At 62.5% G+C, this 24,799-nt stretch carries 29 protein-coding genes; 14 read left to right on the top strand and 15 right to left on the bottom strand.

From position 1 onward, the window contains the following. Positions 1-28: 28 nt before the first annotated feature. From CCOS864_RS01150 to CCOS864_RS01140, 3 genes are read right to left on the bottom strand one after another with little or no spacing between them, the layout of a single operon-like run. Positions 29-808: a gamma-glutamyl-gamma-aminobutyrate hydrolase family protein gene (locus tag CCOS864_RS01150; protein ID WP_115084667.1), complete on the bottom strand. Its 780-nt coding sequence runs from the start codon at positions 806-808 to the stop codon at positions 29-31. Between the two features lie 14 nt (positions 809-822). Continuing rightward, entirely contained in the window at positions 823-2,316 is a 1,494-nt protein-coding gene (locus tag CCOS864_RS01145) for an aldehyde dehydrogenase (protein ID WP_115084666.1), read from the bottom strand. Between the two features lie 17 nt (positions 2,317-2,333). Beyond that, entirely contained in the window at positions 2,334-3,716 is a 1,383-nt protein-coding gene (locus tag CCOS864_RS01140; protein WP_010225896.1) for a glutamine synthetase family protein, read from the bottom strand. A 246-nt stretch (positions 3,717-3,962) separates the two neighbouring features. On the opposite strand from CCOS864_RS01140, the gene CCOS864_RS01135 reads away from it, so the two are divergent. From CCOS864_RS01135 to CCOS864_RS01115, 5 genes are all read left to right on the top strand, one after another. Next, positions 3,963-4,841 (top strand): LysR family transcriptional regulator, encoded by an 879-nt coding sequence (locus CCOS864_RS01135; protein WP_115084665.1) that lies wholly within the window; start codon positions 3,963-3,965, stop codon positions 4,839-4,841. A 242-nt stretch (positions 4,842-5,083) separates the two neighbouring features. Next, positions 5,084-5,353: a DNA-directed RNA polymerase subunit omega gene (gene rpoZ, locus CCOS864_RS01130; protein WP_115084664.1), complete on the top strand. Its 270-nt coding sequence runs from the start codon at positions 5,084-5,086 to the stop codon at positions 5,351-5,353. Between the two features lie 60 nt (positions 5,354-5,413). After that, entirely contained in the window at positions 5,414-7,522 is a 2,109-nt protein-coding gene (spoT, locus tag CCOS864_RS01125; protein WP_045199568.1) for a bifunctional GTP diphosphokinase/guanosine-3',5'-bis pyrophosphate 3'-pyrophosphohydrolase, read from the top strand. Positions 7,523-7,545: 23 nt separating this feature from the next. Further along, positions 7,546-7,926 (top strand): RidA family protein, encoded by a 381-nt coding sequence (locus tag CCOS864_RS01120; RefSeq protein ID WP_003229509.1) that lies wholly within the window; start codon positions 7,546-7,548, stop codon positions 7,924-7,926. Between the two features lie 62 nt (positions 7,927-7,988). After that, positions 7,989-8,726 carry a hypothetical protein gene (locus tag CCOS864_RS01115; RefSeq protein WP_115084663.1) on the top strand — a complete coding sequence of 246 codons (738 nt, stop codon included), beginning with the start codon at positions 7,989-7,991 and terminating at the stop codon, positions 8,724-8,726. A 3-nt stretch (positions 8,727-8,729) separates the two neighbouring features. Here the strand turns inward: CCOS864_RS01115 and CCOS864_RS01110 are convergent, their stop codons facing one another. After that, positions 8,730-9,587: an SDR family oxidoreductase gene (locus CCOS864_RS01110; protein WP_115084662.1), complete on the bottom strand. Its 858-nt coding sequence runs from the start codon at positions 9,585-9,587 to the stop codon at positions 8,730-8,732. Positions 9,588-9,782: 195 nt separating this feature from the next. On the opposite strand from CCOS864_RS01110, the gene exbB reads away from it, so the two are divergent. From exbB to CCOS864_RS01080, 6 genes are all read left to right on the top strand, one after another. Continuing rightward, on the top strand, positions 9,783-10,772 hold the full coding sequence (gene exbB / locus CCOS864_RS01105; RefSeq protein WP_115084661.1) for a tonB-system energizer ExbB: 990 nt from the start codon (positions 9,783-9,785) through the stop codon (positions 10,770-10,772). Positions 10,773-10,775: 3 nt separating this feature from the next. Continuing rightward, positions 10,776-11,201, top strand: coding sequence for a TonB system transport protein ExbD (gene exbD, locus CCOS864_RS01100; RefSeq protein WP_045199557.1), 426 nt, complete (start codon positions 10,776-10,778; stop codon positions 11,199-11,201). After that, the gene (locus CCOS864_RS01095) at positions 11,198-11,935 is read left to right on the top strand and encodes an energy transducer TonB (RefSeq protein WP_115084660.1); all 738 of its coding nucleotides are present in this window, start codon (positions 11,198-11,200) and stop codon (positions 11,933-11,935) included. The genes exbD and CCOS864_RS01095 overlap by 4 nt, the downstream gene beginning before the upstream one ends. 93 nt (positions 11,936-12,028) lie before the next feature. Then, positions 12,029-12,949, top strand: a complete 921-nt coding sequence (locus CCOS864_RS01090; protein WP_010225913.1) for a hydrogen peroxide-inducible genes activator — start codon at positions 12,029-12,031, stop codon at positions 12,947-12,949. 9 nt (positions 12,950-12,958) lie between these two features. Beyond that, a complete protein-coding gene (gene recG, locus CCOS864_RS01085) occupies positions 12,959-15,034 on the top strand; it encodes an ATP-dependent DNA helicase RecG (protein WP_115084659.1) in 2,076 nt (691 codons plus the stop codon). Between the two features lie 78 nt (positions 15,035-15,112). Beyond that, positions 15,113-16,513, top strand: a complete 1,401-nt coding sequence (locus tag CCOS864_RS01080; RefSeq protein ID WP_115084658.1) for an aminoacyl-tRNA deacylase and HDOD domain-containing protein — start codon at positions 15,113-15,115, stop codon at positions 16,511-16,513. 22 nt (positions 16,514-16,535) lie between these two features. Here CCOS864_RS01080 and CCOS864_RS01075 read toward each other — a convergent pair whose 3' ends face one another. The 10 genes from CCOS864_RS01075 to CCOS864_RS01030 all read right to left on the bottom strand — a co-directional run bounded on the left by CCOS864_RS01075 (position 16,536) and on the right by CCOS864_RS01030 (position 21,857). Then, positions 16,536-16,910, bottom strand: coding sequence for a helicase (locus tag CCOS864_RS01075; protein ID WP_115084657.1), 375 nt, complete (start codon positions 16,908-16,910; stop codon positions 16,536-16,538). A 117-nt stretch (positions 16,911-17,027) separates the two neighbouring features. Beyond that, positions 17,028-17,417, bottom strand: a complete 390-nt coding sequence (locus CCOS864_RS01070) for a hypothetical protein (protein ID WP_115084656.1) — start codon at positions 17,415-17,417, stop codon at positions 17,028-17,030. Next, positions 17,408-18,415 carry an SEL1-like repeat protein gene (locus CCOS864_RS01065; protein ID WP_115084655.1) on the bottom strand — a complete coding sequence of 336 codons (1,008 nt, stop codon included), beginning with the start codon at positions 18,413-18,415 and terminating at the stop codon, positions 17,408-17,410. Before CCOS864_RS01065 ends, CCOS864_RS01070 begins: the two co-directional genes overlap by 10 nt. Continuing rightward, positions 18,412-18,942 carry a hypothetical protein gene (locus CCOS864_RS01060; protein WP_148708514.1) on the bottom strand — a complete coding sequence of 177 codons (531 nt, stop codon included), beginning with the start codon at positions 18,940-18,942 and terminating at the stop codon, positions 18,412-18,414. The genes CCOS864_RS01065 and CCOS864_RS01060 overlap by 4 nt, the downstream gene beginning before the upstream one ends. Continuing rightward, positions 18,939-19,319 carry a hypothetical protein gene (locus tag CCOS864_RS01055; protein WP_115084653.1) on the bottom strand — a complete coding sequence of 127 codons (381 nt, stop codon included), beginning with the start codon at positions 19,317-19,319 and terminating at the stop codon, positions 18,939-18,941. The genes CCOS864_RS01060 and CCOS864_RS01055 overlap by 4 nt, the downstream gene beginning before the upstream one ends. Beyond that, positions 19,316-19,648 (bottom strand): hypothetical protein, encoded by a 333-nt coding sequence (locus tag CCOS864_RS01050; RefSeq protein ID WP_115084652.1) that lies wholly within the window; start codon positions 19,646-19,648, stop codon positions 19,316-19,318. The genes CCOS864_RS01055 and CCOS864_RS01050 overlap by 4 nt, the downstream gene beginning before the upstream one ends. Further along, positions 19,645-19,863, bottom strand: coding sequence for a hypothetical protein (locus CCOS864_RS01045; protein ID WP_010225925.1), 219 nt, complete (start codon positions 19,861-19,863; stop codon positions 19,645-19,647). The genes CCOS864_RS01050 and CCOS864_RS01045 overlap by 4 nt, the downstream gene beginning before the upstream one ends. A 181-nt stretch (positions 19,864-20,044) precedes the next feature. Continuing rightward, complete coding sequence (locus CCOS864_RS01040) at positions 20,045-20,320, bottom strand: HU family DNA-binding protein (protein WP_003213368.1); 276 nt, start codon at positions 20,318-20,320, stop codon at positions 20,045-20,047. A 188-nt stretch (positions 20,321-20,508) separates the two neighbouring features. Further along, entirely contained in the window at positions 20,509-21,657 is a 1,149-nt protein-coding gene (locus CCOS864_RS01035) for an NAD(P)/FAD-dependent oxidoreductase (protein WP_115084651.1), read from the bottom strand. A 32-nt stretch (positions 21,658-21,689) separates the two neighbouring features. Further along, complete coding sequence (locus CCOS864_RS01030) at positions 21,690-21,857, bottom strand: rubredoxin (protein WP_038997996.1); 168 nt, start codon at positions 21,855-21,857, stop codon at positions 21,690-21,692. Positions 21,858-22,024: 167 nt separating this feature from the next. Here CCOS864_RS01030 and CCOS864_RS01025 point away from each other — a divergent pair, with 167 nt between their 5' ends. Then, positions 22,025-22,588 carry a chorismate lyase gene (locus CCOS864_RS01025; RefSeq protein ID WP_115084650.1) on the top strand — a complete coding sequence of 188 codons (564 nt, stop codon included), beginning with the start codon at positions 22,025-22,027 and terminating at the stop codon, positions 22,586-22,588. Beyond that, positions 22,588-23,475 (top strand): 4-hydroxybenzoate octaprenyltransferase, encoded by an 888-nt coding sequence (ubiA, locus tag CCOS864_RS01020; RefSeq protein WP_115084649.1) that lies wholly within the window; start codon positions 22,588-22,590, stop codon positions 23,473-23,475. Before CCOS864_RS01025 ends, ubiA begins: the two co-directional genes overlap by 1 nt. A gap of 64 nt (positions 23,476-23,539) precedes the next feature. Here the strand turns inward: ubiA and CCOS864_RS01015 are convergent, their stop codons facing one another. Then, on the bottom strand, positions 23,540-23,911 hold the full coding sequence (locus tag CCOS864_RS01015; protein ID WP_115084648.1) for a COG4315 family predicted lipoprotein: 372 nt from the start codon (positions 23,909-23,911) through the stop codon (positions 23,540-23,542). Between the two features lie 146 nt (positions 23,912-24,057). Between CCOS864_RS01015 and phoB the strand changes: the two genes are divergently transcribed. Continuing rightward, entirely contained in the window at positions 24,058-24,747 is a 690-nt protein-coding gene (gene phoB / locus CCOS864_RS01010; protein ID WP_010225936.1) for a phosphate regulon transcriptional regulator PhoB, read from the top strand. Positions 24,748-24,799 lie beyond the last annotated feature (52 nt).

Here is a 24,799-nt window from a genome sequence, read left to right as displayed (position 1 = left end):
ACTTCAAGCCCGGATCAACCGGTTGACCTCATAGGGTCTTCTCCCGGATCTGCTCGCCCATGGCATGGGCCAGGCATGCCTCACGGAACGCCTGGAACAGGCGCAGCGAGACCGGGTTGTCGGCAAAGCGGTACTCGGGGTGCCATTGCACACCGACCACAAAGCCTGGGGCGTCATCCATGGACACCGCCTCGATCAGTCCATCGGGGGCCAATGCCTCGGCTCGCAAGCCGTCAGCCAGGCGATCGATACCCTGGCTGTGCAGCGAATTGACCATGAAGCTGTGCTCCATCCCCAGGCGCTCGAACAGCCCGCCGGGCTGGACAGTGACCAGGTGACGGGGGCTGTATTGTTCTTCCAGCGGGGCATCCTGCGGCTCGCGATGATCCAGGTAACCAGGCAGCTCCTGCACCCGCTGGTGCAGGGTGCCGCCGAGGGCCACGTTGAGTTCCTGGAATCCGCGGCAGATGCAGAACACCGGCACGCCGTCGGCAATCGCGGCCTGCAGCAGCGGCAGGGTCAGCCGATCGCGAAACACGTCGTGCCTGGTCCCTTCCACGCTGGGGGCGCCATTGTAATGATGCGGCTCGACATTTGAAGGCGAACCGGTAAAAAGAATGCCATCGAGCCGCTCTAATACGCGGCGCGGGTCGCTGGGCTCGGCCCGTGCCGGGAGGATCAGCGGGATCCCGGCAAAACCTGCGGCCTCGACATATTTGTCGCCAACGGTGTGCGACGAGTTCTTGCCCAGTTGCTGGCGGCAAGCGGAAACGCCAATCAAAGGCGGCATTGCGGCGGTAGTTTGCATGGGTTCACCCTCCCTTACAGCTTGATCCAGGTCGCCTTGAGTTCGGTGTATTTGTCGAAAGCGTGCAGCGATTTGTCCCGGCCATTGCCCGACTGCTTGAAGCCGCCGAACGGCGCGGTCATGTCGCCGCCGTCGTACTGGTTGACCCAGACGCTGCCAGCACGCAGGGCGCGAGCGGTGTTGTGGGCGCGGGAAATGTTGCTGGTCCATACCGCCGCGGCCAGGCCGAAAGGCGAGTCGTTGGCGATGGCGATGGCTTCTTCGGCGCTGTCGAAAGTGATCACCGACAGCACCGGGCCGAAAATTTCTTCGCGGGCGATACGCATGGCATTGGTGACGCCGTCGAAGATCGCCGGCTGCACGTAAACACCGCAGGTGTCTTCCAGGACACGCTCGCCGCCAATGACCAGGGTGGCACCGTCAGCCTTGCCGGCTTCGATGTAACCCAGCACGGTATCCAGCTGGGTGGTGTCCACCAGGGCGCCGACGCGGGTGTCCGGGTCCAGCGCATGGCCGGGTTTCCAGGCCTTGAGGGCTTCGACCACCATCGGCAGGAAGCGCGCCTTGATGCTGCGCTCGACCAGCAGGCGCGAACCGGCAATGCATACCTCGCCCTGGTTGAAGGCAATGGCGCTGGCCGCAGCTTCGGCGGCGGCCTGCAGGTCCGGGGCGTCGGCGAAGACAATGTTCGGGCTCTTGCCACCGGCTTCGAGCCAGACCCGCTTCATGTTCGACTCACCGGCGTAGACCATCAGCTGCTTGGCGATACGGGTGGAGCCAGTGAACACCAGGGTGTCGACGTCCATGTGCAGGGCCAGGGCCTTGCCGACGGTGTGGCCATAGCCTGGCAGCACGTTGAGGACGCCGGCCGGCAGGCCCGCTTCGATCGCCAGTTGGGCGATACGAATGGCGGTCAGCGGCGATTTTTCGGACGGCTTGAGGATCACCGAGTTACCGGTGGCCAGGGCCGGGCCGAGTTTCCAGCAGGCCATCATCAGTGGAAAGTTCCACGGAACAATGGCCGCGACCACGCCGACCGGCGAGCGGGTGACCAAACCCAGCTGGTCGGACGGGGTCGCAGCAACTTCGTCGTAAATCTTGTCGATGGCTTCGGCGTTCCAGCGAATGGCGTTGGCCGCCGCCGGAATGTCGATGCTCAGGGAATCGGCAATCGGCTTGCCCATGTCCAGGGTTTCCAGCAATGCCAGTTCTTCGGCGTTTGCCAGCAGCAAATCAGCAAAGGCGATCAGCACCCGCTTGCGCTGGGCCGGGGCCTGGTTGGCCCAGACACCACTGTCGAAACTGCGCCGGGCAGCGGCCACCGCACGTTCGGCGTCGGCGCTGTCACAGCTGGCGATGTGCGCCAGTTGGCGGCCGTCGACCGGGCTTGTGCACTCGAAGGTCTCGCCAGACACACTGGTGCAGTACTGGCCGTCGATAAAGGCACGGCCTTCGATGTTCAGGCCCTGGAAAAGCTGTTCCCAGTGTTGGCGTGGTGCTGTTGTCATTGTTGTTCTCTCCGGCGTCACACCGTGTGCAGGTACCAGTTGTATTCGAGGTCGGAAATCGACACCTCGAACTCGGCCATCTCGCTTTCCTTGCAGGCGACAAAAATATCGATGTAGTCAGGGCTGATGTACTTGTTCAGCACTTCACTGTCATCGAGCTCTCGCAGCGCATCGCGCAGGTTGTTCGGCAGGCTCTGTTCCAGTTGCTCGTAAGAGTTGCCTTCGATAGGCGCTCCCGGCTCGATCTGGTTGGTCAGGCCGTGATGGATACCGGCGAGAATCGCCGCCATCATCAGGTACGGGTTGGCGTCAGCACCGGCGACACGGTGCTCGATGCGCACGGCATCGCTGCTGCCGGTCGGCACGCGGACCGCAACGGTGCGGTTGTCCAGCCCCCAGCTGGGTGCGTTGGGCACATAGAACTGGGCACCGAAACGGCGGTAGGAGTTGATGTTCGGGCAGAGGAAGGCCATCGATGCCGGCATGGTCTCCAGCACGCCGCCGATAGCGTGGCGCAGGGTCTCGCTTTGCTCGGGGTCTTCGCTGGTGAAGATGTTCTTGCCGGTTTTCTTGTCCAGCAACGAGATGTGCACGTGCAGGCCGTTGCCCGCCTGGCCCGGATAGGGCTTGGCCATGAAGGTGGAATCCATTTCATGGTCGTAGGCGATGTTCTTGATCAGGCGCTTGAGCAACACTGCGTAGTCGCAGGCCTTCATCGGGTCGGCGACGTGGTGCAGGTTGACCTCGAACTGCGCCGGGGCGCTTTCCTTGACGATCGCATCCGCCGGGATGCCCTGCTCTTTGGCCGCTTCGAGCATGTCCTGCAGGCAATCGACGTATTCGTCGAGATCGTCGATCAGGTACACCTGGGTCGACTGCGGGCGCTTGCCGGAGATCGGCGAACGCGGCGGTTGCGGACGGCCGTTGAGGTTGTCCTGGTCGATCAGGTAGAACTCGAGCTCAAACGCCGCGCAGATATCCAGGCCCAGCGCATCGAACTTCTCCACCACACTGCGCAGCACTTCCCGCGGGTCGGCGAAGAACGGCGTGCCGTCCAGCTCGTGCATGGTCATCAGCAATTGCGCGGTCGGGCGCTTCTGCCAGGGCTCGTAGGCCAGGGTGCCGGGGATCGGATAGCAGATGCGGTCGGCATCGCCGATGTCCAGGCCCAGGCCGGTGCTTTCGACGGTCGAGCCGTTGATGTCCAGGGCAAACAGCGAAGCCGGCAGGTTGATACCTTTTTCGTAGACTTTAACCAGGCTTGCACGCTCGATGCGCTTGCCGCGCACCACGCCGTTCATGTCTGCAATCAGCAGATCGACAAATTGCACCTCAGGGTGGGCCTGGAGAAATTCGCCCATCTCATCGAGAGGGATGGCGCACGGGGAGACCGACGTCATGGCTAGGCATCCTTTGATTTTTTATCGAACGACATGGAGGAGGTACTACTGCGCTATCGGGAGCGGCGATGGTTTCATTTGTTCTTTTAAGTGGTCCCATCGTGGGGAACAGCTGAACGCCGTGGCTTCGCACGGACGTTCCAGATTTATCTGACAACGTCGCGACTTGATTCACGACTGCCGCCTCACTATAGAATGGCCCCCACGCAACAGACATTGGCATTTAGGCAAGCAAAGAGTGCATCCATGCAATATCAGATCAGCCACGCCGACCTTTCACTGGTGCTCGCCCTGGTCCGCGGCCGCTCCCTGGCCAAGGCCGCCGAGCTGCTGAAGGTCGATGTATCGACTGTTTTTCGTTCGATCCGGCGCATGGAAGCCGCCCTGGGTACCGCGTTGTTCGTCAAAAGCCGCAAGGGTTACATCCCCACCGGCACCGCCCAGGCCCTGGCCGAGCAGGCCGAGCGCGCCGAGCAGGCGCTGGATGCGGCGCGCGTGGCACTGGAGCATGGTGAACAGGTGGTCAGCGGCACAGTGCGCCTGACCTGCACCGACGCCGTGCTGCACAGCCTGCTGCTGCCGGCGCTGGCCGAGTTCATGCCAGCGTATCCCGCACTGTCGCTGGAGCTGGCGACCTCCAATACCTTTGCCAACCTCAGCCGGCGGGATGCCGACCTGGCCCTGCGCCTGACCAATACGCCGCCGGAGCATCTGGTCGGACGTTGCCTGGGGGCGGCGTCCTACGTGATCTGTGGGCGCGAGGAGTTTCGCGAACGCCTGACTGAAAACCCTGCCAGCGTGGCCTGGATCGCCCCGGACGACGCCATGCAGGATCACCCGACCGTGGTCTGGCGCAGCGAGCACATGCCCGGGGTGATGCCCAAATACCGCTGCAGCGGGATTTCGGCAATTGCCCAGCTGGTCAGTGCCGGCCTGGGCGTTGCCGCCCTGCCCGACTACATGGCCCATACCCTGCCGGGGGTGGAGCAGTTGAGCGATCCGCTGCCCGGTTGCGATACCGAACTGTGGCTGCTGACCCGGCCGGATTGCCGGGCCTTGCGTTCGGTGCAGACGCTGTTCGACGAATTGACCCCGCGCCTGCGTGACGCCTTGGGTCGCCAGTGAAATCGTCCTCGCGGGGCAAGCCCGTTCCCACAGAACCACTGTAGGAGCGGGCTTGCCCCGCGATGCTATTGAATTGAGCACGCATACAAGACAGTTGTGCTAGAGCCCTTGAAATGGTTATCGTCGGGGTATCAAGGGCTCGAAATGAAATCAGCGCTTCCATAAAGGCTGGTGATTTTTTAAACTATCGAGTCCGCTCGCCCATTCGGGCTGAACACCGCATTTGCTACTTGAGGAAGACCATGGCCCGCGTAACCGTTGAAGACTGCCTAGAACACGTGGATAACCGTTTTGAGCTGGTCATGCTCTCCACCAAACGTGCCCGTCAACTGGCCACCGGCGGCAAAGAGCCGAAAGTGGCATGGGAAAACGACAAACCTACCGTCGTTGCCCTGCGCGAAATCGCTGAAGGCATCTGCACCCCTGAGTTCATGGCCGAACAGGATATCCGTACGCAAGAAGATCCGATCTTCGCGTTCGGCGAGGGTGACGAGGCCAACGAGGCGGTCTAAGCCCATGCCTGGTCGACGTAGTACGGCGCCGGTCCCCGTCCCTTGGCAAGAGGTAATCCCATGCCGAGCATAGACGCCCTCGCCGATCGCTTGTCGACCTACCTCGGCGCAGACCAGGTCAACCTGGTGCGCCGGGCGTATTTCTACGCCGAACAAGCCCACGACGGCCAGCGCCGTCGCAGCGGCGAAGCCTACGTCACGCATCCGCTGGCGGTGGCAAGCATCCTCGCCGACATGCACATGGACCATCAGAGCCTGATGGCGGCCATGCTCCATGACGTGATCGAAGACACCGGCATCGCCAAGGAAGCGCTCAGCTCGCAATTTGGCGAAACCGTGGCCGAACTGGTCGACGGCGTCAGCAAGCTGACCCAGATGAACTTCGAGACCAAGGCTGAAGCCCAGGCGGAAAACTTCCAGAAAATGGCCATGGCCATGGCCCGGGACATCCGCGTGATCCTGGTCAAGCTGGCCGACCGCCTGCACAACATGCGCACCCTCGAAGTGCTGTCCGGCGAAAAACGCCGGCGCATCGCCAAAGAAACCCTGGAAATCTACGCGCCCATCGCCAACCGCCTGGGCATGCACAGTGTGCGCGTAGAGTTCGAAGACCTCGGTTTCAAGGCCATGCACCCGATGCGTTCGGCGCGCATCTACCAGGCGGTCAAGCGTGCCCGCGGCAACCGCAAGGAAATCGTCAACAAGATCGAAGAGTCGCTGGCCCACTGCCTGGCGGTCGACGGTATCGAGGGCGAAGTCAGCGGCCGGCAGAAGCACCTCTATGGCATCTACAAGAAGATGCGCGGCAAACGCCGGGCCTTCAACGAGATCATGGACGTCTACGCGTTCCGTATCATCGTCGACAAGGTCGACACCTGCTACCGCGTGCTCGGCGCCGTGCATAACCTGTACAAGCCGCTGCCGGGGCGCTTCAAGGATTACATCGCGATCCCCAAGGCCAACGGCTACCAGTCGCTGCATACCACGCTGTTCGGCATGCACGGGGTACCGATCGAGATCCAGATCCGCACCCGCGAAATGGAAGAGATGGCCAACAACGGCATCGCCGCCCACTGGCTGTACAAGTCCAGTGACGACGAGCAGCCCAAGGGCACCCATGCCCGGGCGCGCCAGTGGGTCAAAGGCGTGCTGGAAATGCAGCAACGTGCGGGCAACTCCCTCGAATTCATCGAGAGCGTGAAGATCGACCTGTTCCCGGACGAGGTCTACGTGTTCACGCCCAAAGGCCGGATCATGGAGCTGCCCAAAGGCTCCACGGCGGTCGACTTTGCCTACGCGGTGCACACCGACGTCGGCAACAGCTGCATTGCCTGCCGCATCAACCGCCGCCTGGCACCGTTGTCCGAACCGCTGCAGAGCGGCTCGACGGTCGAGATCGTCAGCGCCCCGGGCGCGCGGCCGAACCCGGCCTGGCTCAACTTCGTGGTGACCGGCAAAGCCCGCACGCACATCCGCCATGCGCTCAAGCTGCAGCGCCGCTCGGAGTCCATCAGCCTTGGCGAACGCCTGCTGAACAAGGTCCTCAACGGTTTCGACAGTGCCCTGGACAAGATTCCCCAGGAGCGCATCCAGGCCATGCTCGGCGAATACCGCCTGGAGCTGATCGAGGACCTGCTCGAAGACATCGGCCTGGGCAACCGCATGGCCTATGTGGTGGCCCGCCGCCTGCTGTCCACCGAAGGCGAGCAACTGCCAAGCCCGGAGGGCCCGCTGGCGATCCGCGGCACCGAAGGCCTGGTACTGAGCTACGCCAAATGCTGCACGCCGATCCCGGGCGACCCGATTGTCGGGCACCTGTCGGCGGGCAAAGGCATGGTGGTGCACCTGGAAAACTGCCGCAACATCAGCGAAATCCGCCACAACCCGGAAAAGTGCATCCAGCTGTCCTGGGCCAAGGATGTCACCGGCGAATTCAACGTCGAACTGCGCGTCGAGCTGGAGCACCAGCGCGGCCTGATCGCCCTGCTGGCCAGCAGCGTCAATGCCGCCGACGGCAATATCGAGAAAATCAGCATGGATGAACGCGATGGTCGCATCAGCGTGGTCCAACTGGTGGTCAGCGTGCACGACCGAGTGCACCTGGCACGCGTGATCAAGAAACTGCGCGCCCTGACCGGGGTGATCCGAATCACCCGCATGCGTGCGTAGCCCAATAACAGCAAGGAGTCATCATGACCAAGACCGTCATCACCAGTGACAAGGCCCCAGCCGCCATCGGTACCTATTCCCAGGCGATCAAGGCCGGCAACACGGTGTACATGTCCGGGCAGATCCCGCTGGACCCGAAAACCATGGAACTGGTCGAAGGCTTCGAAGCCCAGACCGTTCAGGTCTTCGAAAACCTCAAGGCCGTTGCTGAAGCCGCCGGCGGTTCGTTCAAGGACATCGTCAAGCTGAACATCTTCCTCACCGACCTGAGCCACTTCGCCAAGGTCAACGAGATCATGGGCAAGTACTTCGACCAGCCGTACCCGGCCCGCGCCGCCATTGGCGTTGCTGCCCTGCCGAAGGGTTCGCAGGTTGAAATGGATGCCATCCTGGTCATCGAGTAATACCCCCTGAAGGCGCACCGCCCGGTGCGCCTTCATCCCCCGCCCCTGCAAGGACCCCCGCCATGCGCTACGCGCTCGCCCTGTCGCTGCTCGCCACCCTGTTGAGCGGCTGCGCCAGCCACAGCCCGGAAGACCTCAACGGTACCTGGATCAATCAGAACGCCATCGATGCTGCGGCCAAAGGCGTCAACCTGCGCCAGGCCCTGCTCGCCAATGGCCCGAACCTTGAGTGGAAGGTCAACATTGCCGCCGCCCAGGCCACCTTCAGCAACGGCTTCGAAGCCGGGGACGGCAAGCTCAAGGCGCTCAAGGACGACCAGTGGGAAGTCGATTTCTACGGCAACTATGTCGAAACGCTGAGCCTGGACGGCGACGAACTGGTTCAAGCGGCCAGTGACGCCAATCCGCAGCAGAGTTTCCAGCGCGCCGAAACCCCGGCCCCGATTGATGCGCCAGCTGGCACCACCTTCGAAACCGAGCTGTACAAGGCTTACCTGGGTGGCAACTGGAAGATCATCGAAGGCCCCGGACAGGGGACGATTGCGCATTTTCGCGCCAATGGCAGCCTCGACGGCCTGCCCGGCCTGGATCGCTACGCCCTGTGCCTGGCTGGCGACTGCGCGGCCATGAGCGGCGAGTACGACAGCCTGTGGCTGGAGCGCAATCAGCAAGGCAACCCGTGGATCTTCAAGCGTGACGGCAAACAGCTGGAAATCTTCCAGGCCGTCAATCAGGCCCAGGCCGACGAGATGCCGGATCTGCATCCTGGCACTCGCCGCTGGCTGCTTGAGCGTCAGTAAGGGTTAATTGCTACCGGCAAGGATGGCCGCATAGCCTTCCTTGTAGCTAGGGTACTGTGGCGCCCAGCCCAGTGCCCGGGCCCGGGCGTTGCTGCAACGCTTGCTGCCGGTGCGCCGCACCCGCTCCTGCTCCGACCACTGGGTAACGCCCATGTACTCGCGCAGCCAGGCGACTACATCGAACAGCGGCGCCGGCGCGTCATCGACACCGATGTAACAATCTTCCAGGACCTTGCCCTGGTGATCGGCCTTGAGCAAAAAGGCCAGCAACCCGGCCGCGTCTTCAGCGTGGATACGGTTGCCGTACAGCGGCGGCTCTTCAGTCACCCGATAGCCCTGGCGTACCTGGCTCAGCAACCATTCGCGGCCCGGGCCGTAGATCCCCGTGAGGCGCACGATGGTGCCTGGAATGCCACTGGACAGCGCCAGCTGCTCGGCTTCGAGCATTACCCTGCCGGAATAGCCTTCGGGCTCCACGGCAGCGGTTTCGTCAATCCACTCACCATCCTTCTGCGCATACACGCTGCTGCTCGATACAAACAACAGCCGCCGCGGCTTCTGCCCGCGCTCGGCCAGCCAGCCCAGCACGCGGCGCAAGCCCTCAACATAAGCTGACTGATAACCGGCTTCGTCATGCTGGCTCGCCGCGACGCTGTAGACCAGGTAATCCGGCGCGTCAACCGGCCACTCGGGCGGACAGCGCGGATCATTCAAGTCGGCAGCGATAGCCGTCACCCCAACTGGCAATTGGCCAACACTGCGGCGCAAGCCGCTCACCGGCCAGCCAGAAGCCAGCAATTGCTTGGCCAGACGGCCACCGACATCGCCACAACCGACGATCAGAACTGAGGGCGCAGACATCCCGAAACTCCGCAAATCAAAGGCCCAGCCTATCCAAATAAATCGATAGGCGGCTAGCTATAGTGGAAAAAAAGTAACTTTATTACTTCTGCTAACAAGAATTACTTGCAATAATGGCCACCCAATTTTGTTCTCGGCCTGTCTCGAGGCCTGGAAGGACAAGCACCTCTTTCTTCTTCATCAGGTCAGGCCAGCATGACACGTATCCAACCTTCCGCTTCGCCAACCATGTCGCGCGCATGGCGCGCCATTGCCGCGCTGATGTTCAGCCTGGTGATGGCACCCGCCGCCCTGGCCGATGAGCCGACCACTGCCCCCGTCACTCCAGCTGCAGCCGTAGCACCGGCCGCACCAGGCGCCGAACAGGCTGCAGCACCGACCGATCCGGCTGCCGCACCTGCCGCTGCACCGATCGACGGCCAGGCAGCCAACCCGGCCGACGAAAGCGTTGAAGCACTGGTTGAAGATACCAGCCTGGGCATGGCCCACGACCTGTCGCCGTGGGGCATGTACAAAAACGCCGACATCGTGGTCAAGATCGTCATGATCGGCCTGGCCATCGCCTCGATCATCACCTGGACCATCTGGATCGCCAAAGGCTTCGAGCTGATGGGCGCCAAGCGCCGCCTGCGTGGCGAGATTGCTGCACTCAAGCGTGCCACCACCCTCAAGGAAGCCAGCGACAGCGCCAATAAAGAAGGCACCCTGGCCCATATCCTGGTCCACGATGCCCTGGATGAAATGCGCCTGTCGGCCAATACCCGCGAGAAAGAAGGTATCAAGGAACGCGTCAGCTTCCGCCTTGAGCGCCTGGTAGCCGCCAGCGGCCGCAACATGAGCAGTGGCACCGGCGTACTGGCAACCATCGGTTCCACCGCCCCGTTCGTCGGTCTGTTCGGTACCGTATGGGGCATCATGAACAGCTTCATCGGCATCGCCAAAACCCAGACCACCAACCTCGCCGTGGTTGCCCCGGGTATCGCCGAAGCACTGCTGGCCACCGCCCTGGGCCTGGTAGCGGCAATTCCGGCAGTCGTCATCTACAACGTCTTCGCCCGCTCCATCGCCGGTTACAAGGCTCAGGTGTCTGATGCCTCGGCCGAGGTCCTGCTGCTGGTCAGCCGCGACCTGGACCACCAGCCAGGCGATCGTGCTGCCCCACCTCACATGGTCAAAGTGGGCTAAACCATGGGCCTGCATCTTAACGAAGGTGGCGACGACCTCGCCGAAAACCACGAAATCAACGTCACGCCGTTCATCGACGTCATGTTGGTCCTGCTGATCATCTTCATGGTGGCAGCGCCGCTGGCGACCGTCGACATCAAGGTCGACCTGCCAGCCTCGACCGCAAAACCTGCGCCGAGGCCCGAAAAACCGGTGTTCCTCAGCGTCAAGGCGGACCAGAACCTGTACGTCGGTGACGAGCAGGTCCAGCGTGACCAGCTCGGTGCGATCCTCGACGCCAAGACCAAGGGCGACAAGGACACCACGATCTTCTTCCAGGCCGACAAAGGCGTGGATTACGGCGATCTGATGGAAGTCATGAACACGCTGCGCGCGGCCGGTTACCTGAAAGTCGGTCTGGTCGGCCTCGAGACGGCAGCCAAGAAATGATCAAGACGCGGCATAAGCTGGCGCGTTACAGCAGTAGTCTGGCGATTGTGCTGGGTATCCATGCCGTTGCCGTGTTGCTGACGCTCAATTGGTCGGTGCCCCAGGCGATCGAGTTGCCGCCTGCGGCGATGATGGTCGAAATGGCACCGATGCCCGAACCGGCACCGCCACCTCCACCCAAGGTGGTCACCCCGCCACAACCGCCAGCGCCGGTAGAAGAACCGCCGCTGCCGAAACTGGCCGAGGCGCCGAAACCGAAGATCGCCATTGCCAAACCGGTCAAGCCGAAGGCCAAACCGCAGCCGCCCAAGCCTGAGAAAAAGCCTGAGCCGCCGCAGGAGAAGCCGGCCGACGAGGAAGCGGTCGATACACCGCCAAGCACCGCACCGGCGCAGAAATCGGCTGCCCCGGCGCCGAGCATCGCCACCAACAGCAACGCCCTGCCCACCTGGCAGAGCGACCTGCTGCGTCACCTGGCGAAGTACAAGAAGTACCCGGAAAACGCCAGGCGCATGCGCATGGAAGGCATCAACCGCCTGCGCTTCGTGGTCGATGGCGAGGGCAGGATCCTCTCCTACGCCCTGGCCGGTGGTTCGGGCAGCGCGGCACTGGATCGGGCGACTCTGGAGATGATCCGTCGTGCGCAACCGGTTCCACCGCCGCCAAAGGAATTGCTCAACAACGGCAGCATTGAAGTGATCGCGCCTTTCGTCTACTCGCTGGACAAGCGCTAACGCTTTGTTTCTGTCACAAACGAGCAAGTCTGATAACGTGCGTCTATCGATTGCAGCCGCTATGCTGGGGCCGCAACTTCATGGACGCACGTTATGACCCTCACAGAATTGCGCTACATCGTCACCCTCGCCCAAGAGCAGCACTTCGGCCACGCTGCCGAGCGCTGCCACGTCAGCCAGCCGACCCTGTCGGTCGGCGTGAAGAAGCTTGAGGACGAGCTGGGTGTACTGATCTTCGAGCGCAGCAAAAGCGCGGTGCGCCTGACCCCGGTCGGCGAAGGCATCGTGGCCCAGGCGCAAAAGGTCCTCGAACAGGCCCAGGGCATTCGCGAACTGGCCCAGGCCGGCAAGAACCAGCTGACCGCCCCGCTGAAAGTCGGCGCGATCTACACCGTCGGCCCCTACCTGTTCCCGCACCTCATCCCGCAACTGCACCGGGTCGCCCCGCAGATGCCGTTGTACATCGAAGAAAACTTCACCCATGTACTGCGCGACAAGCTGCGCAACGGTGAGCTGGACGCAGTGATCATCGCCCTGCCGTTCAACGAGGCCGATGTGCTGACGCTGCCGCTGTACGACGAACCTTTCTACGTGCTGATGCCCAGCGAGCATCCATGGACCCAGAAAGAAACCATCGACGCCGGCCTGCTCAACGACAAGAGCCTGCTGCTGCTCGGTGAAGGCCACTGCTTCCGTGACCAGGTGCTCGAGGCCTGCCCGACCCTGGCCAAGGGCAGCGACGGCGCCAAGCACACCACGGTCGAGTCCAGCTCGCTGGAAACCATTCGTCATATGGTCGCGTCGGGGCTCGGTGTGTCGATCCTGCCGCTGTCGGCGGTGCACAGCCATCATTATGCCCCCGGCGTGATCGAAGTGCGCCCCCTGAGCCCACCGGCACCGTTTCGTACCGTGGCCATCGCCTGGCGCGCCAGCTTCCCGCGGCCCAAGGCGATCGAGATCCTCGCTGACTCGATCCGCCTGTGCTCGGTCGCCAAACCCGCCGCGAGCCAGTAGGAAAGCACCATGCCGGAGTTGTCCCAGGTCTCGGTGACCGCGCTCAAGGGTGTCGGCGAGGCCATGGCCGAGAAGCTCGCCAAGGTCGGCCTGGAGAACCTCCAGGACGTGCTGTTCCATCTGCCGCTGCGCTACCAGGACCGCACCCGCGTGGTGCCCATCGGCGCCCTGCGCCCGGGCCAGGACGCGGTCATCGAAGGCGTGGTCAGCGGCACCGACGTGGTCATGGGCAAGCGCCGCAGCCTGCTGGTGCGCCTGGGCGATGGCAGCGGCGTGCTGAGCCTGCGCTTTTACCACTTCAGCAACGCGCAGAAGGAAGGCCTCAAGCGTGGCACCCACCTGCGCTGCTACGGTGAAGCCCGCCCCGGTGCTTCGGGCCTGGAGATCTACCACCCGGAATACCGCGCGCTGACCGGCGATGAGCCGGCGCCGGTGGAACAGACCCTGACACCGATCTATCCGACCACCGAAGGCCTGACCCAGCAACGCCTGCGCCAGCTGTGTCAGCAGAGCCTGGCGATGCTCGGCCCGCGGAGCCTGCCGGACTGGCTGCCGGAAGAGCTGGCCCGGGATTACCAACTGGCGCCGCTGGACGATGCGATCCGCTACCTGCATCACCCACCCGCCGATGCCGATGTCGATGAGCTTGCCGAAGGTCACCATTGGGCCCAGCACCGCCTGGCGTTCGAAGAACTGCTAACCCACCAGCTGTCCCAGCAACGCCTGCGCGAAAGCCTGCGCGCCCAGCGGGCGCCGGTGCTGCCCAAGGCCAGCCGGCTGCCCCGGCAGTACCTGGCCAACCTCGGCTTTGCACCCACCGGTGCGCAGCAGCGGGTCGGTAACGAGATTGCCTACGACCTCAGCCAGCCGGAGCCGATGTTGCGCCTGGTCCAGGGTGACGTTGGCGCGGGCAAGACCGTGGTCGCCGCCCTGGCCGCCCTGCAGGCGCTGGAAGCCGGTTACCAGGTGGCACTGATGGCGCCCACCGAGATCCTCGCCGAGCAGCACTTCATCACCTTCAAGCGCTGGCTGGAGCCGCTGGGCATCGAAGTTGCCTGGCTGGCCGGCAAGCTCAAGGGCAAGGCGCGCACCAGCGCCCTGGAACAGATCGCCGCCGGTGCACCGATGGTGGTCGGCACCCATGCCTTGTTCCAGGAAGAAGTGAAGTTCAAGAACCTGGCGCTGGCGATCATCGACGAACAGCACCGCTTCGGCGTGCAGCAGCGCCTGGCCCTGCGCCAGAAAGGCGTGGGTGGTCAGCTCTGCCCGCACCAGCTGATCATGACCGCGACGCCGATCCCGCGCACCCTGGCAATGAGCGCCTATGCCGACCTGGATACCTCCATCCTCGACGAACTGCCGCCAGGCCGCACCCCGGTCAATACCGTGCTGGTGGCTGACAGCCGTCGTTTCGAGGTGGTCGAGCGGGTCCGTGCAGCCTGTGCCGAAGGACGCCAGACCTACTGGGTGTGCACCCTGATCGAAGAATCCGAGGAGCTGACCTGCCAGGCCGCCGAAACCACTTTCGAGGAGCTCAGCAGCGCCCTGGGCGAGTTGCGTGTCGGCCTGATCCACGGGCGCATGAAGCCTGCGGAAAAAGCCGCGGTGATGGCCGAGTTCAAGCAGGGCAACCTGCAACTGCTGGTGGCGACCACGGTGATTGAGGTCGGCGTCGACGTGCCCAACGCCAGCCTGATGATCATCGAGAACCCCGAGCGCCTGGGCCTGGCCCAGTTGCACCAGCTGCGCGGCCGGGTTGGCCGTGGCAGCGCAGTGAGCCACTGCGTGCTGCTGTATCACCCGCCGCTGTCGCAGATCGGCCGCGAACGCCTGGGGATCATGCGCGAAACCAACGACGGCTTCATCATTGCCGAGAAGGACCTGGCGCTGCGCGGCCCCGGCGAAATGCTCGGTACCCGCCAGACCGGCCTGCTGCAATTCAAGGTCGCCGACCTGATGCGCGACGCCGACCTGCTACCCGCCGTGCGCGATGCCGCCCAAGCGTTGCTGGCGCGCTGGCCGACCCACGTCAGCCCGTTGCTGGAGCGCTGGCTGCGCCACGGCCAGCAATATGGCCAAGTGTGACGCCCGTCCCAGATTGCAGCCAGCCCAGGGTTCAAGCTGGTTATACTCATGCGATTGAAAAATTTTTGGATACAGACCATGACTGAAGTTGCTTTGGACACCGCAACCCCCCACGCTCCGTCTGTTATCCGGTTGCTGCTCGACAAGCTCGGCATCGCCTACCGCGAAGTGAGCGAACACCCGCAGCTACCGGCCGCCGCCAAGGTGCAGGCCGTACTGCTGGACGATGAAGTCGGCGCGCTGATGGTGCTGTTCCCGCAGAACCAGCTCCTCGACCTCAATCGCCTGACCGAACTGACCGGGCGCAAGCTCGCCGCCGTGCCGCTGGAACGCCTGCGCCACATGCTGGAAAAGCACGGCCTGAAGATCCTCCCCGGGATCCCGGCCCTGACTAGCTCGCCATGCCTGTATGAAGAAAGCCTGCTGCGCCCCGAGCGCCTGCTGATTCACTCCGGGGAGGCCGGGCTGTTGCTGGAGATCGAGCGCGACGATTTCAAGAAAATGCTCAGCAAGGCCAGCGCCGGCAACTTCGGCGAACTGCTGAGCAGCATCCGCCCCAACCTCGACCGCCCCCATGACGACCGCGACGAGATCTCCCAGGCCGTCCAGGCGTTCACCGCCAGGCGTATCCAGCAGCGCCTGGAAAGCACCATCGAGATCCCGCCGCTGGCGGAAACCGCGCAAAAGATCATCAAGCTGCGGGTCGACCCCAACGCCACCATCGATGACATCACCGGCGTGGTCGAAACCGACCCGGCGCTGGCCGCGCAAGTGGTCAGCTGGGCAGCATCGCCCTACTACGCCTCACCGGGCAAGATCCGCTCGGTGGAAGACGCCATCGTCCGCGTGCTGGGCTTTGACCTGGTGATCAACCTGGCCCTGGGCCTGGCGCTGGGCAAGACCCTGAGCTTGCCCAAGGACCACCCGCAACAGACCACGCCTTACTGGCAGCAATCGATCTACACCGCTGCGGTGATCGAAGGCCTGACCCGTGCCATGCCCCGGGCCGAGCGCCCGGAATCGGGCCTGACCTACCTGGCCGGGCTCCTGCACAACTTCGGCTACCTGTTGCTGGCACATGTGTTCCCGCCGCATTTCTCGCTGATCTGCCGGCACCTGGAGGTCAATCCGCACCTGTGCCACAGCTATGTCGAACAGCACCTGCTGGGCATCAGCCGCGAGCAGATCGGCGCCTGGCTGATGCGCTACTGGGACATGCCGGAAGAACTGTCCACCGCCCTGCGCTTCCAGCACGACCCGACCTACGCCGGCGACCACGCTGCCTTCCCCAACCTGGTATGCCTGGCAGTACGCTTGCTGCGCTCACGCGGGATCGGCTCGGGCCCGCAGGAAAGCATCCCCGACGAGCTGCTCGAGCGTCTGAACCTGACCCGCGAAAAAGCCGAGGATGTAGTCAACAAGGTGCTGGAAGCCGAAGCCATGCTCCGTGAGCTGGCCTCGCAGTTCAGCCAGCACTGAGGCCTGGGCCTGACCCTGACGGTCAGGCCTTCTTTTTCGGCTTCAGGTACTTCATCAGGCCCTGGAACCAGATCACCAGCGCCGGGCTGCCCTTGATCTGGATGCTCTTGTCCTGAATCCCCTGCATGAAGGCCAGCTGCTTGTTCTTGGCCTGCAGGGTGGCAAAGCCGAACGCTGCGTCCTTGAACGCTATCGCGAACGCCGGGGCGGCATGGGTGCCGGACTTGCTGCTGATGCGCATGTCCTTGACGATGAAATGGCGAGCGGCCTTGCCATCGAGGGTCTGCAACTGGAACACCAGATCCTTGTCAGCCAGTTGCTGCTGGAAGGCAGGGTTGTTGCGGCTGGCCTTGGCCATCAGCAGGCCCATGGCCCAAAGGAGAAAGCGAAACTTCATGTGCACGCCTCGGCTAAAAAGTGACTGGCGAAGCAGTTTATAGTCTCGCTACGAAAACGCCATAGTTCTCTGCGCTTTACGCGACGATAGCCGCCGTTGGCCTTGTAACCGGGTTATTCACTGGCGCCGGACCTTGCTCAGCAGGTGCAAGATCAACTGGTTCGCGCCGATTGCCGCCAATGCCGTGGAAACCCCCAGCACGCTGCAAAACAGCGCGCGCAGCGGATGCTGCGGCAGCAGGTACAAGAGGATCGTCGCAGGAATGGCGGCCGCCAGCAGCAACCGCCACTTGAGCCGCAGCACCAGCGCGATCACCAGGTTCATCAGCACCACGAAGTAGAAGATCAAATACATGCCCATGCCGATCGCCACCCCACGCGACATCAGCCCGCCGGCCATCTGCCTGTACATCGTCATGCCGGTGTTGTGCAGCAGCAGGTAAGTGACAATGGCCAACACATGCACAATCAGGGCGATTGCCAGGCGATAAGGGCGAGTTACAGGCATTTCTGCACTACATCCTCGACCACGCCTTGATCGCTCAGGCGCTTGATGCCGTCCACGGCGCTATCACGGTAACCGCTCGCCTCAAGGGCGGCTTGTTGATAGCAAGCCATGGCGCGGGCATTGTCCTGCTGGCCAAGCTTGCCTTTCTCATAGGCGTAACCAAGGTCCACCAGCCCCCTCGGTGACTCCAGCTTCGCCGATTGCTGCAAGGCTTGCAGTGCTTTGCCCGGGTTTTGGCAGGTCAAGTTCTCGGCATACTCTTCGCCGTAGCACACAAAGTGCGCCAGCATGGCGCCGGCGTCGCGTTCAGTGCTCATGGCCGATTCCAGCAGTTGCACGATGGTCGCGTCCGGCAGCCGTTCGGCCTCTCCCGAAAAAATCAGGATGACCGCCTGCACCGCCGCTTCGTTGTTGCCCTTGGCAGCGGCACTGAGCAGGCTGTTGAGGGCGGCGTTCATCAGTTGCCCAGGGTTGTCGTAGAGCCCTGCCCTGCCCAGGTCCTCATAGAGCCTGGCACGCTCGACATCCAGCTCGCCGGCGACCTTCTCCTTGCGCCCGGTGAAGAAGCCTTCCAGGGACCAGTCGTCGATCCGCTGCAACACCCAGCACTGGCCACGGGAAAAGGTGTAGACCTTGAGCAGTTCGCCCTTGGTGTCGTGCAACACCACTTGCCGTATGCCCTCCTGCTCGACCACCAGGCCCAGCTCGGCACGCTTGGCCGGCTGCAGCAACGCCAGGGACGGGCGCTGTTCGGGGGTCAGCTTGCGAATCGACACACGCGGTTGCTTGCGCCCGGGGTAGATCCGTTGCTCGATCAGCGGGTCGGCTACCAGCGACTGCTGCAGCGCCTCGCTCTGGGCAAACGCGGTGAAGAAGGCGCCGAAGTCATTGTCGGAGCAATCCGGCATGTCCACCGGGGCGGCAACACAGGTTGTCGCGCCGGCCAGCAGCAGAAACGAGCAGAGCCACTGCCGCAAGTTCGTCGCACAGCCCTTCATGGTTTGCCTCTGTCGATCAGTTGTTGAGTGGGGGTACACCAGTAGTCACTGAAGCCCAGCCAGTAACTCAGCACATCCCAGATGAAGCGCAGGGCGTTTTCCGGCTTGCGGCAATCGGCCTGCTCGTCGGCCACGTCATAGGGCGTATTGCTGATGAAGTAGTTGAGCCAATGGGGTTCCCAGTTGGGCATGGCGATCTCGATATGCCCATCGGCCTTGAACAAGCTGATCCAGACGATGCCGACGCTGCCGTCGTCTTCGTAGTCGCGCATGTCCAAGGAGATCTGCGAGAACAGCGGCGTGCGGTAAACCTGCTTTTGATTGCTGCGGTCAATGAAACGCAGGTAGGCCAGGTCATCGAAAGGCACCAGCCAGCCACCAACCGGCACGTTTTCCATGAGATAACGGCCCGATTCGCTGACCACCCTGACTTCGCCTGGCCGGTCGATCAGTACCTGGATGTTGTGTCCCACCCAAAGTACCAATGCCCCAACCATCGCCAGGGCAAAATAGTGCCTACGTTTCAAGACTGTCCCTTTTTGAATACATTCAGCCGGCCCAACCAGTGGGCAATCATTATCGCCAGGAAAGTCAGGCCACCGGCCAGGGGGCTGAAGAACATCGTGCGCACCGGGTGATCCGGCATCAGCCAGTAGATGATCAACGCCACCAGCGCACCATTGATCATGAGTTTGTGCTTGAGCCTCGGCACAAAAACGATCACCAGGCTGAAGATCACCATCACATCGAAGACCAGCCAGAAAATGGCGCCAGACGCCACGCCGCGGGCGGTGAAGCCGCCGTAGACCTGCTTGTAGTAATCAACCCCGATGTCGTTGAGCACCAGGAACAGGTAGCAAGCCAGCGCGTGCGTGGCCAGGGCGATCAGCCAACGCTTGATCATCGGGTGTTTCCTTGCAAGACCTGGCACCAGCTGCGCACATCGTTCCTGTCGAAGCCCGGGCAGTTGTTGTCGCGGGGGATATAGCGATAGGGGTGCGCGGCGTCGTAGGTGAAGTGGTAGTAGTTGTGCTTGTCCTGGCCGTACAGCCAGTACGACGAGGAGCCCTGGGAAATCTGGTAGGGCTCGAAGGTCAGCATTGAGGACTCGGCGGGGATGAAGTTGTCAGGTTCCATCCATAGCAGCAGCGCGTTCCAGTACAACTGCGTGGTCACGCCTGGCAGCAGCAGGAGCACCAGCAACGCCAGAGCGAACCATCTGCCTTTGCTCATGCCGGTGGCAGGTTCGCGTAGTAGGAGCCCACCAGTTCCATGACCACCACGGTGGTCAGGCAAATGAACGTCAGCAGGCGATGCCAGAGCTGGTCGCGCCAGCGCCGGTGCAGGCCGGTGAGTATCAATATCAGGCAGACAAAGGCCAGGCTGCCGAACAGGTTGCTGTCGGCGACACTCGCCAGGTAGTTGGGCAAGGTCAGACCGTCATACATGGCGTTGCCCTGCGCTAGCGGTTACTGCGAATCCTTCGATCTTCATCACGGCCCTCCCTGGACACTTTCCCGTCCTTGCGACGGGGGCCGCGTATGCTAGCCAGATGCCAGGGCGGCGGCAATAAAAAACGGGCACCTTGTGCGGTGCCCGTTTTTTACTGCAATCGATCTGTGCGAGGCATCACGGATTGACGCTGTCCTTCAGGGATTTGCCGGGTTTGAAAGCAACGGTGTTGCTGGCCTTGATCTTGACCGGTTCGCCGGTTTGCGGGTTTTTACCAGTGCGGGCACCGCGGTGGCGCTGCAGGAAGGTACCGAAGCCGACCAGCGTCACGCTGTCCTTGCGATGCAGGGCGCCAGTGATTTCTTCGAGCACGGCGTTGAGCACGCGGTTAGCTTGCTCTTTGGTGAGATCGGCCTTTTCCGCAATGGCGGCGGCGAGTTCTGGTTTACGCATAGTGAAGCCTCTTTGACGGTTTTTTTGTTGTTATGCCGTGCTGCTCTTCAAGAACAGCGCCCAAGGCACCGCAGGCTCTAAACTGCGGCAGACGGGAGTGAGAATGGCATGCCCTCAGGGGCCGCGCCAGTCTCTGGGCGGCCATTGTTGGGGCAAAGGCAGGGGAAATCCGACAGAACGCCGGTTATTTACGCCGTTAGCGCCGGAAGATGCCGATTTAGAGCCAGCTTCTCCATGACCGCAGTGCCGGTCAGGGCATAGCCCAGCAACTGGCCGTCCGCATCGTGACAGAGCACCTTGAGGTCCGTACCCAGCCCCTCAACGCTCCACTGGCCTTCGCGGCCATGGGGCGGGGGCGAAACCACCAGCGGGCAGGCCGGGGTTTTCACCGTGACCGGCATCGGCCCATAGGCAACCGCTGTCGGGTTACCGGCCAGGGTTTGCGCCAATGCCCGGGCGCAGCTCATCAAGGGCATTACGTACAGCAGGTTGAGGCCATCGACTTCGGCGCAGTCGCCCAGGGCAAAGATATTGTCGTGAGAGGTGCGCAGTTGACGGTCGACCACCACGCCGCGGTTGACCTGCAGCCCCGCTGCCGAAGCCAGATCGATGCGTGGCCGCAGGCCAACGGCTGAAACCACCAGGTCGCAAGCGATCACGCTGCCGTCTGACAAGTGCGCCTCCAGGCCCTGCTCCAGCCGCTGCAGGCGGGTCAGCACCGGCCCCAGGTGGAAACGCACGCCCAGCCCCTCCAGGCCAACCTGTACGGCGGCAGCGGCCGCCGGGTGCAGCAAGGTCGGCATGACCTGCTCGCACGGCGCCACCAGCTCGACCTGATAGCCGCCCAGGCTCATGTCATTGGCAAATTCACAGCCGATCAAGCCGGCACCGAGGATCAGCACCCGTTGCTTGCCGGCTGCCGCGGCACGGAAACGGGCGTAGTCTTCGAGGTCGTTGATCGGGAAAATCAGCTCGGCAGCATCGCCTTCGACGGGCACCCGCACGGTCTCGGCACCCCAGGCCAGGATCAGGTCGCGATAGGGCACCTGCTCTTCGCCGATCCACAGGCGCTTGTGGCCCGGATCGATGCCGCTGATGCGGGTGTGGGTGCGCACTTCGGCCTTGAGCTGCTCGGCCATGGCGCCGGGCTCGGCCATGCTCAGGCCGTCGGCGTCCTTGTTTTTGGCAAAACCGGTGGAGAGCATCGGCTTGGAGTAGGAACGGCCGTCGTCGGCGGTGACCAGCAGCAACGGTGTTTCACCGTCGAGCTTGCGAAATTCGCGAGCCAGGTTGTAACCCGCCAGACCCGTACCGACAATCACCACTGGAGCCGTCATGCGCTGCTTTCCTTGAATCTGATTGAGTGAGATCAGTTGATTTCGATCATTTCGAAGTCCATCTTGCCGACACCGCAGTCCGGGCACAGCCAGTCTTCGGGTACATCTTCCCACTTGGTGCCTGGAGCGATACCGTCATCCGGCCAACCGTCGGCTTCGTTGTAGATCAGGCCACAGACGATACATTGCCACTTTTTCATTACGCACTTCCTCGAAAGACTCAGGCTTTGGAGTGGCCGCTCTCGTGAACATTACAATGGCGGCCATCAAAGAGGGGCTTTGTACTGGAGCGAGGTGCCAGCATGCAAGCCGGATCGGGCAATCATGCTAAGCTCGGCGTCTCTCTGGCCTGTTATTCGATACCGACGTGCCGTACGAAACATTGCAAGCGCCCGCTGCATTCTGGCTGCAGCACCCTGACGTGGCAGACAACACCTCGCCCGCGACCCTTGACTGGTTGTTCGACCAGGGCTCCCTGACCCGCCGCCTGATCCAATTATCCGCCGATCACTTTTCCGTGACACCCCTTTGCGAAGGCTGGCAACGCCTGCGCGACGACGAATGCCTGGCCCTTGACCTGCCCCAGGGCAGCGAAGGCTGGGTGCGCGAGGTGTACCTGCGCGGCCATGGCCAGCCCTGGGTGTTCGCCCGCAGCGTGGCCGCGCGCAGTTCGCTGGAAAGTGGCGGCCTGGACCTGGAAGCACTGGGCAGCCGCTCACTGGGTGAGCTGTTGTTTTGCGAAAAGGGTTTTGTCCGCAGGCCCATTGAGGTCTGCAACTATCCACAGGCCTGGCTGCCGGCGGAACAACGCCATGAAAGCTTGTGGGGGCGCCGCTCACGCTTTGACCGCGGCCCCTTGAGCGTGCTGGTGGCCGAGGTGTTCTTGCCTACGCTGTGGATTGCTGCCGACACCCCTTCGGAGAACCACTGATGTACCTGCAGTTGCTCAAGTCGTTCAATCGCCTGCACCCACGGGCCTGGGACTTCATTCAGCTGAGCCGGATGGACCGCCCGATCGGCATCTATCTGCTGCTGTGGCCAACCCTCTCGGCAGTCTGGATTGCGGCCAAGGGCACACCGACCGTGGCCAACGTGCTGATCTTCACCCTTGGCGTGGTACTGATGCGCGCCGCCGGTTGCGCGATCAACGACTTTGCCGACCGCAAGGTCGATGGCCACGTCAAACGCACCGCCGATCGCCCTCTGGCCGCTGGCCGGATCAACGCCCGCGAAGCGCTGACCCTGTTTGCCGTGCTGGTCGGAGTGAGTTTTCTGCTGGTGTTATGCACCAACGCCACCACGGTGTGGCTGTCGTTCGGCGCGGTGGCGCTGGCGGCCTGTTACCCGTTCATGAAGCGCTACACCTACTACCCACAGGTAGTACTGGGCGCGGCCTATTCCTGGGGCATCCCCATGGCCTTCACCGCGGCCACCGGCGAGCTGCCGGCCATTGCCTGGCTGCTGTACATCGCCAACCTGCTGTGGACCGTGGGTTACGACACCTACTACGCCATGGTCGACCGTGATGACGACCTGAAGATCGGGGTCAAATCCACTGCCATTCTGTTTGGCGAAGCCGATCGGGTGATCATTCTGACCTTGCAGGTGCTGTCGCTGGGCTGCCTGCTGCTGGCCGGCAACCGCTTCGAGCTGGGCGGCTGGTTCCACCTGGGGCTGTTGGCGGCATTAGTGTGCTTTGCCTGGGAGTTCTGGTCGACGCGCAAGCTGGACCGCGAGTCGTGCTTCAAGGCCTTTCTGCACAATCACTGGGCGGGGCTGCTGATCTTTATCGGCATCGTGCTGGATTACAGTTTCTGATTTTTTTGCGGGCAAGCCCGCTCCTACATGTAGGAGCGGGCTTGCCCCGCGATTGAAGGCACTGTTACTTGATCACGTGCCAGACATCTTTCATGCCATCACCGGTCATGTCACCGGCTTTCTTGTCCTTGATGAAGGTGTACACCGGCTTGCCTTTGTAGGCCCACTGCATTGAACCGTCATCGCGCTTGATTTGAGTCCAGCCCTCTTCCGCCATGTCGCCAGCTTTGACCATCAGCGGCGGCCAATTCTTGGCACACTCATCGTTGCACATGGACTTGCCGCCCGAATCCTTGTCAAAGGTGTAGAGCGTCATGCCAGCATGGTCGACCATCATGCCGTCCTTCATCATGGCATGATGGGCCGACGCTATCCCTGGCAACGCCAGTGCCACTGCAGCGAAAAGCGTCATCCAGTTCAGCGTATGTCGTGTCATTGGATTCACCGTAATAATCGGGAGAGGGAGTTTAAGCCTAGCCCAGTAACAGAATGTTGCTGCAATGGCCCACGAGCTGTCACACGACTGCAATAATTCCGTTATCTAATGCGGGCCAAGACACCTTTAATGGAAGAGGTTTGAGCATGGTTGGCAGAAACATTCTGATCGTTGACGACGAAGCGCCAATTCGCGAGATGATCGCCGTTGCATTGGAAATGGCCGGCTATGACTGCCTGGAAGCCGAGAACTCCCAGCAGGCCCACGCCATTATCGTCGACCGCAAGCCGGACCTGATCCTGCTCGACTGGATGCTCCCGGGCACCTCGGGCATCGAGCTGGCCCGACGCCTCAAGCGTGACGAGCTGACCGGCGACATCCCGATCATCATGCTCACCGCCAAGGGTGAGGAAGACAACAAGATCCAGGGCCTGGAAGTCGGCGCCGACGACTACATCACCAAGCCATTCTCGCCGCGCGAGCTGGTAGCCCGGCTCAAGGCCGTACTGCGCCGTGCAGGCCCGAGCGATGGCGAAGCACCGATCGAAGTCGGTGGCCTGCTGCTCGACCCGATCAGCCACCGGGTGACCATCGACGGCAAGCCCGCCGAAATGGGCCCGACCGAGTACCGCCTGCTGCAGTTCTTCATGACCCACCAGGAGCGCGCCTACACCCGCGGCCAGCTGCTCGACCAGGTCTGGGGGGGCAATGTCTATGTCGAGGAGCGCACCGTCGACGTGCACATCCGCCGCCTGCGCAAGGCGCTGGGTGATGCCTACGAAAATCTGGTACAAACCGTCCGCGGCACGGGTTACCGGTTCTCGACCAAAAGTTGAGAACGCTGCAAGCTGCCAGCCTCAAGCTGCAAGAAAGAGCAAAAGCAAACGC

This window comes from Pseudomonas wadenswilerensis (genome assembly GCF_900497695.1).
GTDB classification, from domain to species: domain Bacteria; phylum Pseudomonadota; class Gammaproteobacteria; order Pseudomonadales; family Pseudomonadaceae; genus Aquipseudomonas; species Aquipseudomonas wadenswilerensis.
The sequence above is the reverse complement of the archived record's forward strand: the minus strand, read 5'-3'. Positions and strand labels throughout refer to the sequence as shown.

Excerpts from the sequence above, each read along its gene's own strand:
- CCOS864_RS01070 (WP_115084656.1), bottom strand. The coding sequence starts at position 17,417 with ATGCCTGTAACTCGCCCTTATCGCCTGGCAATCGCCCTGATTGTGCAT.
- phoB (WP_010225936.1), top strand. The coding sequence starts at position 24,058 with ATGGTTGGCAGAAACATTCTGATCGTTGACGACGAAGCGCCAATTCGC.
- CCOS864_RS01015 (WP_115084648.1), bottom strand. The coding sequence starts at position 23,911 with ATGACACGACATACGCTGAACTGGATGACGCTTTTCGCTGCAGTGGCA.
- CCOS864_RS01065 (WP_115084655.1), bottom strand. The coding sequence starts at position 18,415 with ATGAAGGGCTGTGCGACGAACTTGCGGCAGTGGCTCTGCTCGTTTCTG.
- CCOS864_RS01090 (WP_010225913.1), top strand. The coding sequence starts at position 12,029 with ATGACCCTCACAGAATTGCGCTACATCGTCACCCTCGCCCAAGAGCAG.
- CCOS864_RS01140 (WP_010225896.1), bottom strand. The coding sequence starts at position 3,716 with ATGACGTCGGTCTCCCCGTGCGCCATCCCTCTCGATGAGATGGGCGAA.
- CCOS864_RS01110 (WP_115084662.1), bottom strand. The coding sequence starts at position 9,587 with ATGTCTGCGCCCTCAGTTCTGATCGTCGGTTGTGGCGATGTCGGTGGC.
- CCOS864_RS01135 (WP_115084665.1), top strand. The coding sequence starts at position 3,963 with ATGCAATATCAGATCAGCCACGCCGACCTTTCACTGGTGCTCGCCCTG.
- CCOS864_RS01115 (WP_115084663.1), top strand. The coding sequence starts at position 7,989 with ATGCGCTACGCGCTCGCCCTGTCGCTGCTCGCCACCCTGTTGAGCGGC.
- recG (WP_115084659.1), top strand. The coding sequence starts at position 12,959 with ATGCCGGAGTTGTCCCAGGTCTCGGTGACCGCGCTCAAGGGTGTCGGC.
- rpoZ (WP_115084664.1), top strand. The coding sequence starts at position 5,084 with ATGGCCCGCGTAACCGTTGAAGACTGCCTAGAACACGTGGATAACCGT.
- CCOS864_RS01150 (WP_115084667.1), bottom strand. The coding sequence starts at position 808 with ATGCAAACTACCGCCGCAATGCCGCCTTTGATTGGCGTTTCCGCTTGC.
- CCOS864_RS01055 (WP_115084653.1), bottom strand. The coding sequence starts at position 19,319 with ATGATCAAGCGTTGGCTGATCGCCCTGGCCACGCACGCGCTGGCTTGC.
- CCOS864_RS01035 (WP_115084651.1), bottom strand. The coding sequence starts at position 21,657 with ATGACGGCTCCAGTGGTGATTGTCGGTACGGGTCTGGCGGGTTACAAC.
- exbD (WP_045199557.1), top strand. The coding sequence starts at position 10,776 with ATGGGCCTGCATCTTAACGAAGGTGGCGACGACCTCGCCGAAAACCAC.
- ubiA (WP_115084649.1), top strand. The coding sequence starts at position 22,588 with ATGTACCTGCAGTTGCTCAAGTCGTTCAATCGCCTGCACCCACGGGCC.
- CCOS864_RS01095 (WP_115084660.1), top strand. The coding sequence starts at position 11,198 with ATGATCAAGACGCGGCATAAGCTGGCGCGTTACAGCAGTAGTCTGGCG.
- CCOS864_RS01075 (WP_115084657.1), bottom strand. The coding sequence starts at position 16,910 with ATGAAGTTTCGCTTTCTCCTTTGGGCCATGGGCCTGCTGATGGCCAAG.
- CCOS864_RS01080 (WP_115084658.1), top strand. The coding sequence starts at position 15,113 with ATGACTGAAGTTGCTTTGGACACCGCAACCCCCCACGCTCCGTCTGTT.
- CCOS864_RS01040 (WP_003213368.1), bottom strand. The coding sequence starts at position 20,320 with ATGCGTAAACCAGAACTCGCCGCCGCCATTGCGGAAAAGGCCGATCTC.
- exbB (WP_115084661.1), top strand. The coding sequence starts at position 9,783 with ATGACACGTATCCAACCTTCCGCTTCGCCAACCATGTCGCGCGCATGG.
- CCOS864_RS01045 (WP_010225925.1), bottom strand. The coding sequence starts at position 19,863 with ATGTATGACGGTCTGACCTTGCCCAACTACCTGGCGAGTGTCGCCGAC.
- spoT (WP_045199568.1), top strand. The coding sequence starts at position 5,414 with ATGCCGAGCATAGACGCCCTCGCCGATCGCTTGTCGACCTACCTCGGC.
- CCOS864_RS01050 (WP_115084652.1), bottom strand. The coding sequence starts at position 19,648 with ATGAGCAAAGGCAGATGGTTCGCTCTGGCGTTGCTGGTGCTCCTGCTG.
- CCOS864_RS01030 (WP_038997996.1), bottom strand. The coding sequence starts at position 21,857 with ATGAAAAAGTGGCAATGTATCGTCTGTGGCCTGATCTACAACGAAGCC.
- CCOS864_RS01120 (WP_003229509.1), top strand. The coding sequence starts at position 7,546 with ATGACCAAGACCGTCATCACCAGTGACAAGGCCCCAGCCGCCATCGGT.
- CCOS864_RS01145 (WP_115084666.1), bottom strand. The coding sequence starts at position 2,316 with ATGACAACAGCACCACGCCAACACTGGGAACAGCTTTTCCAGGGCCTG.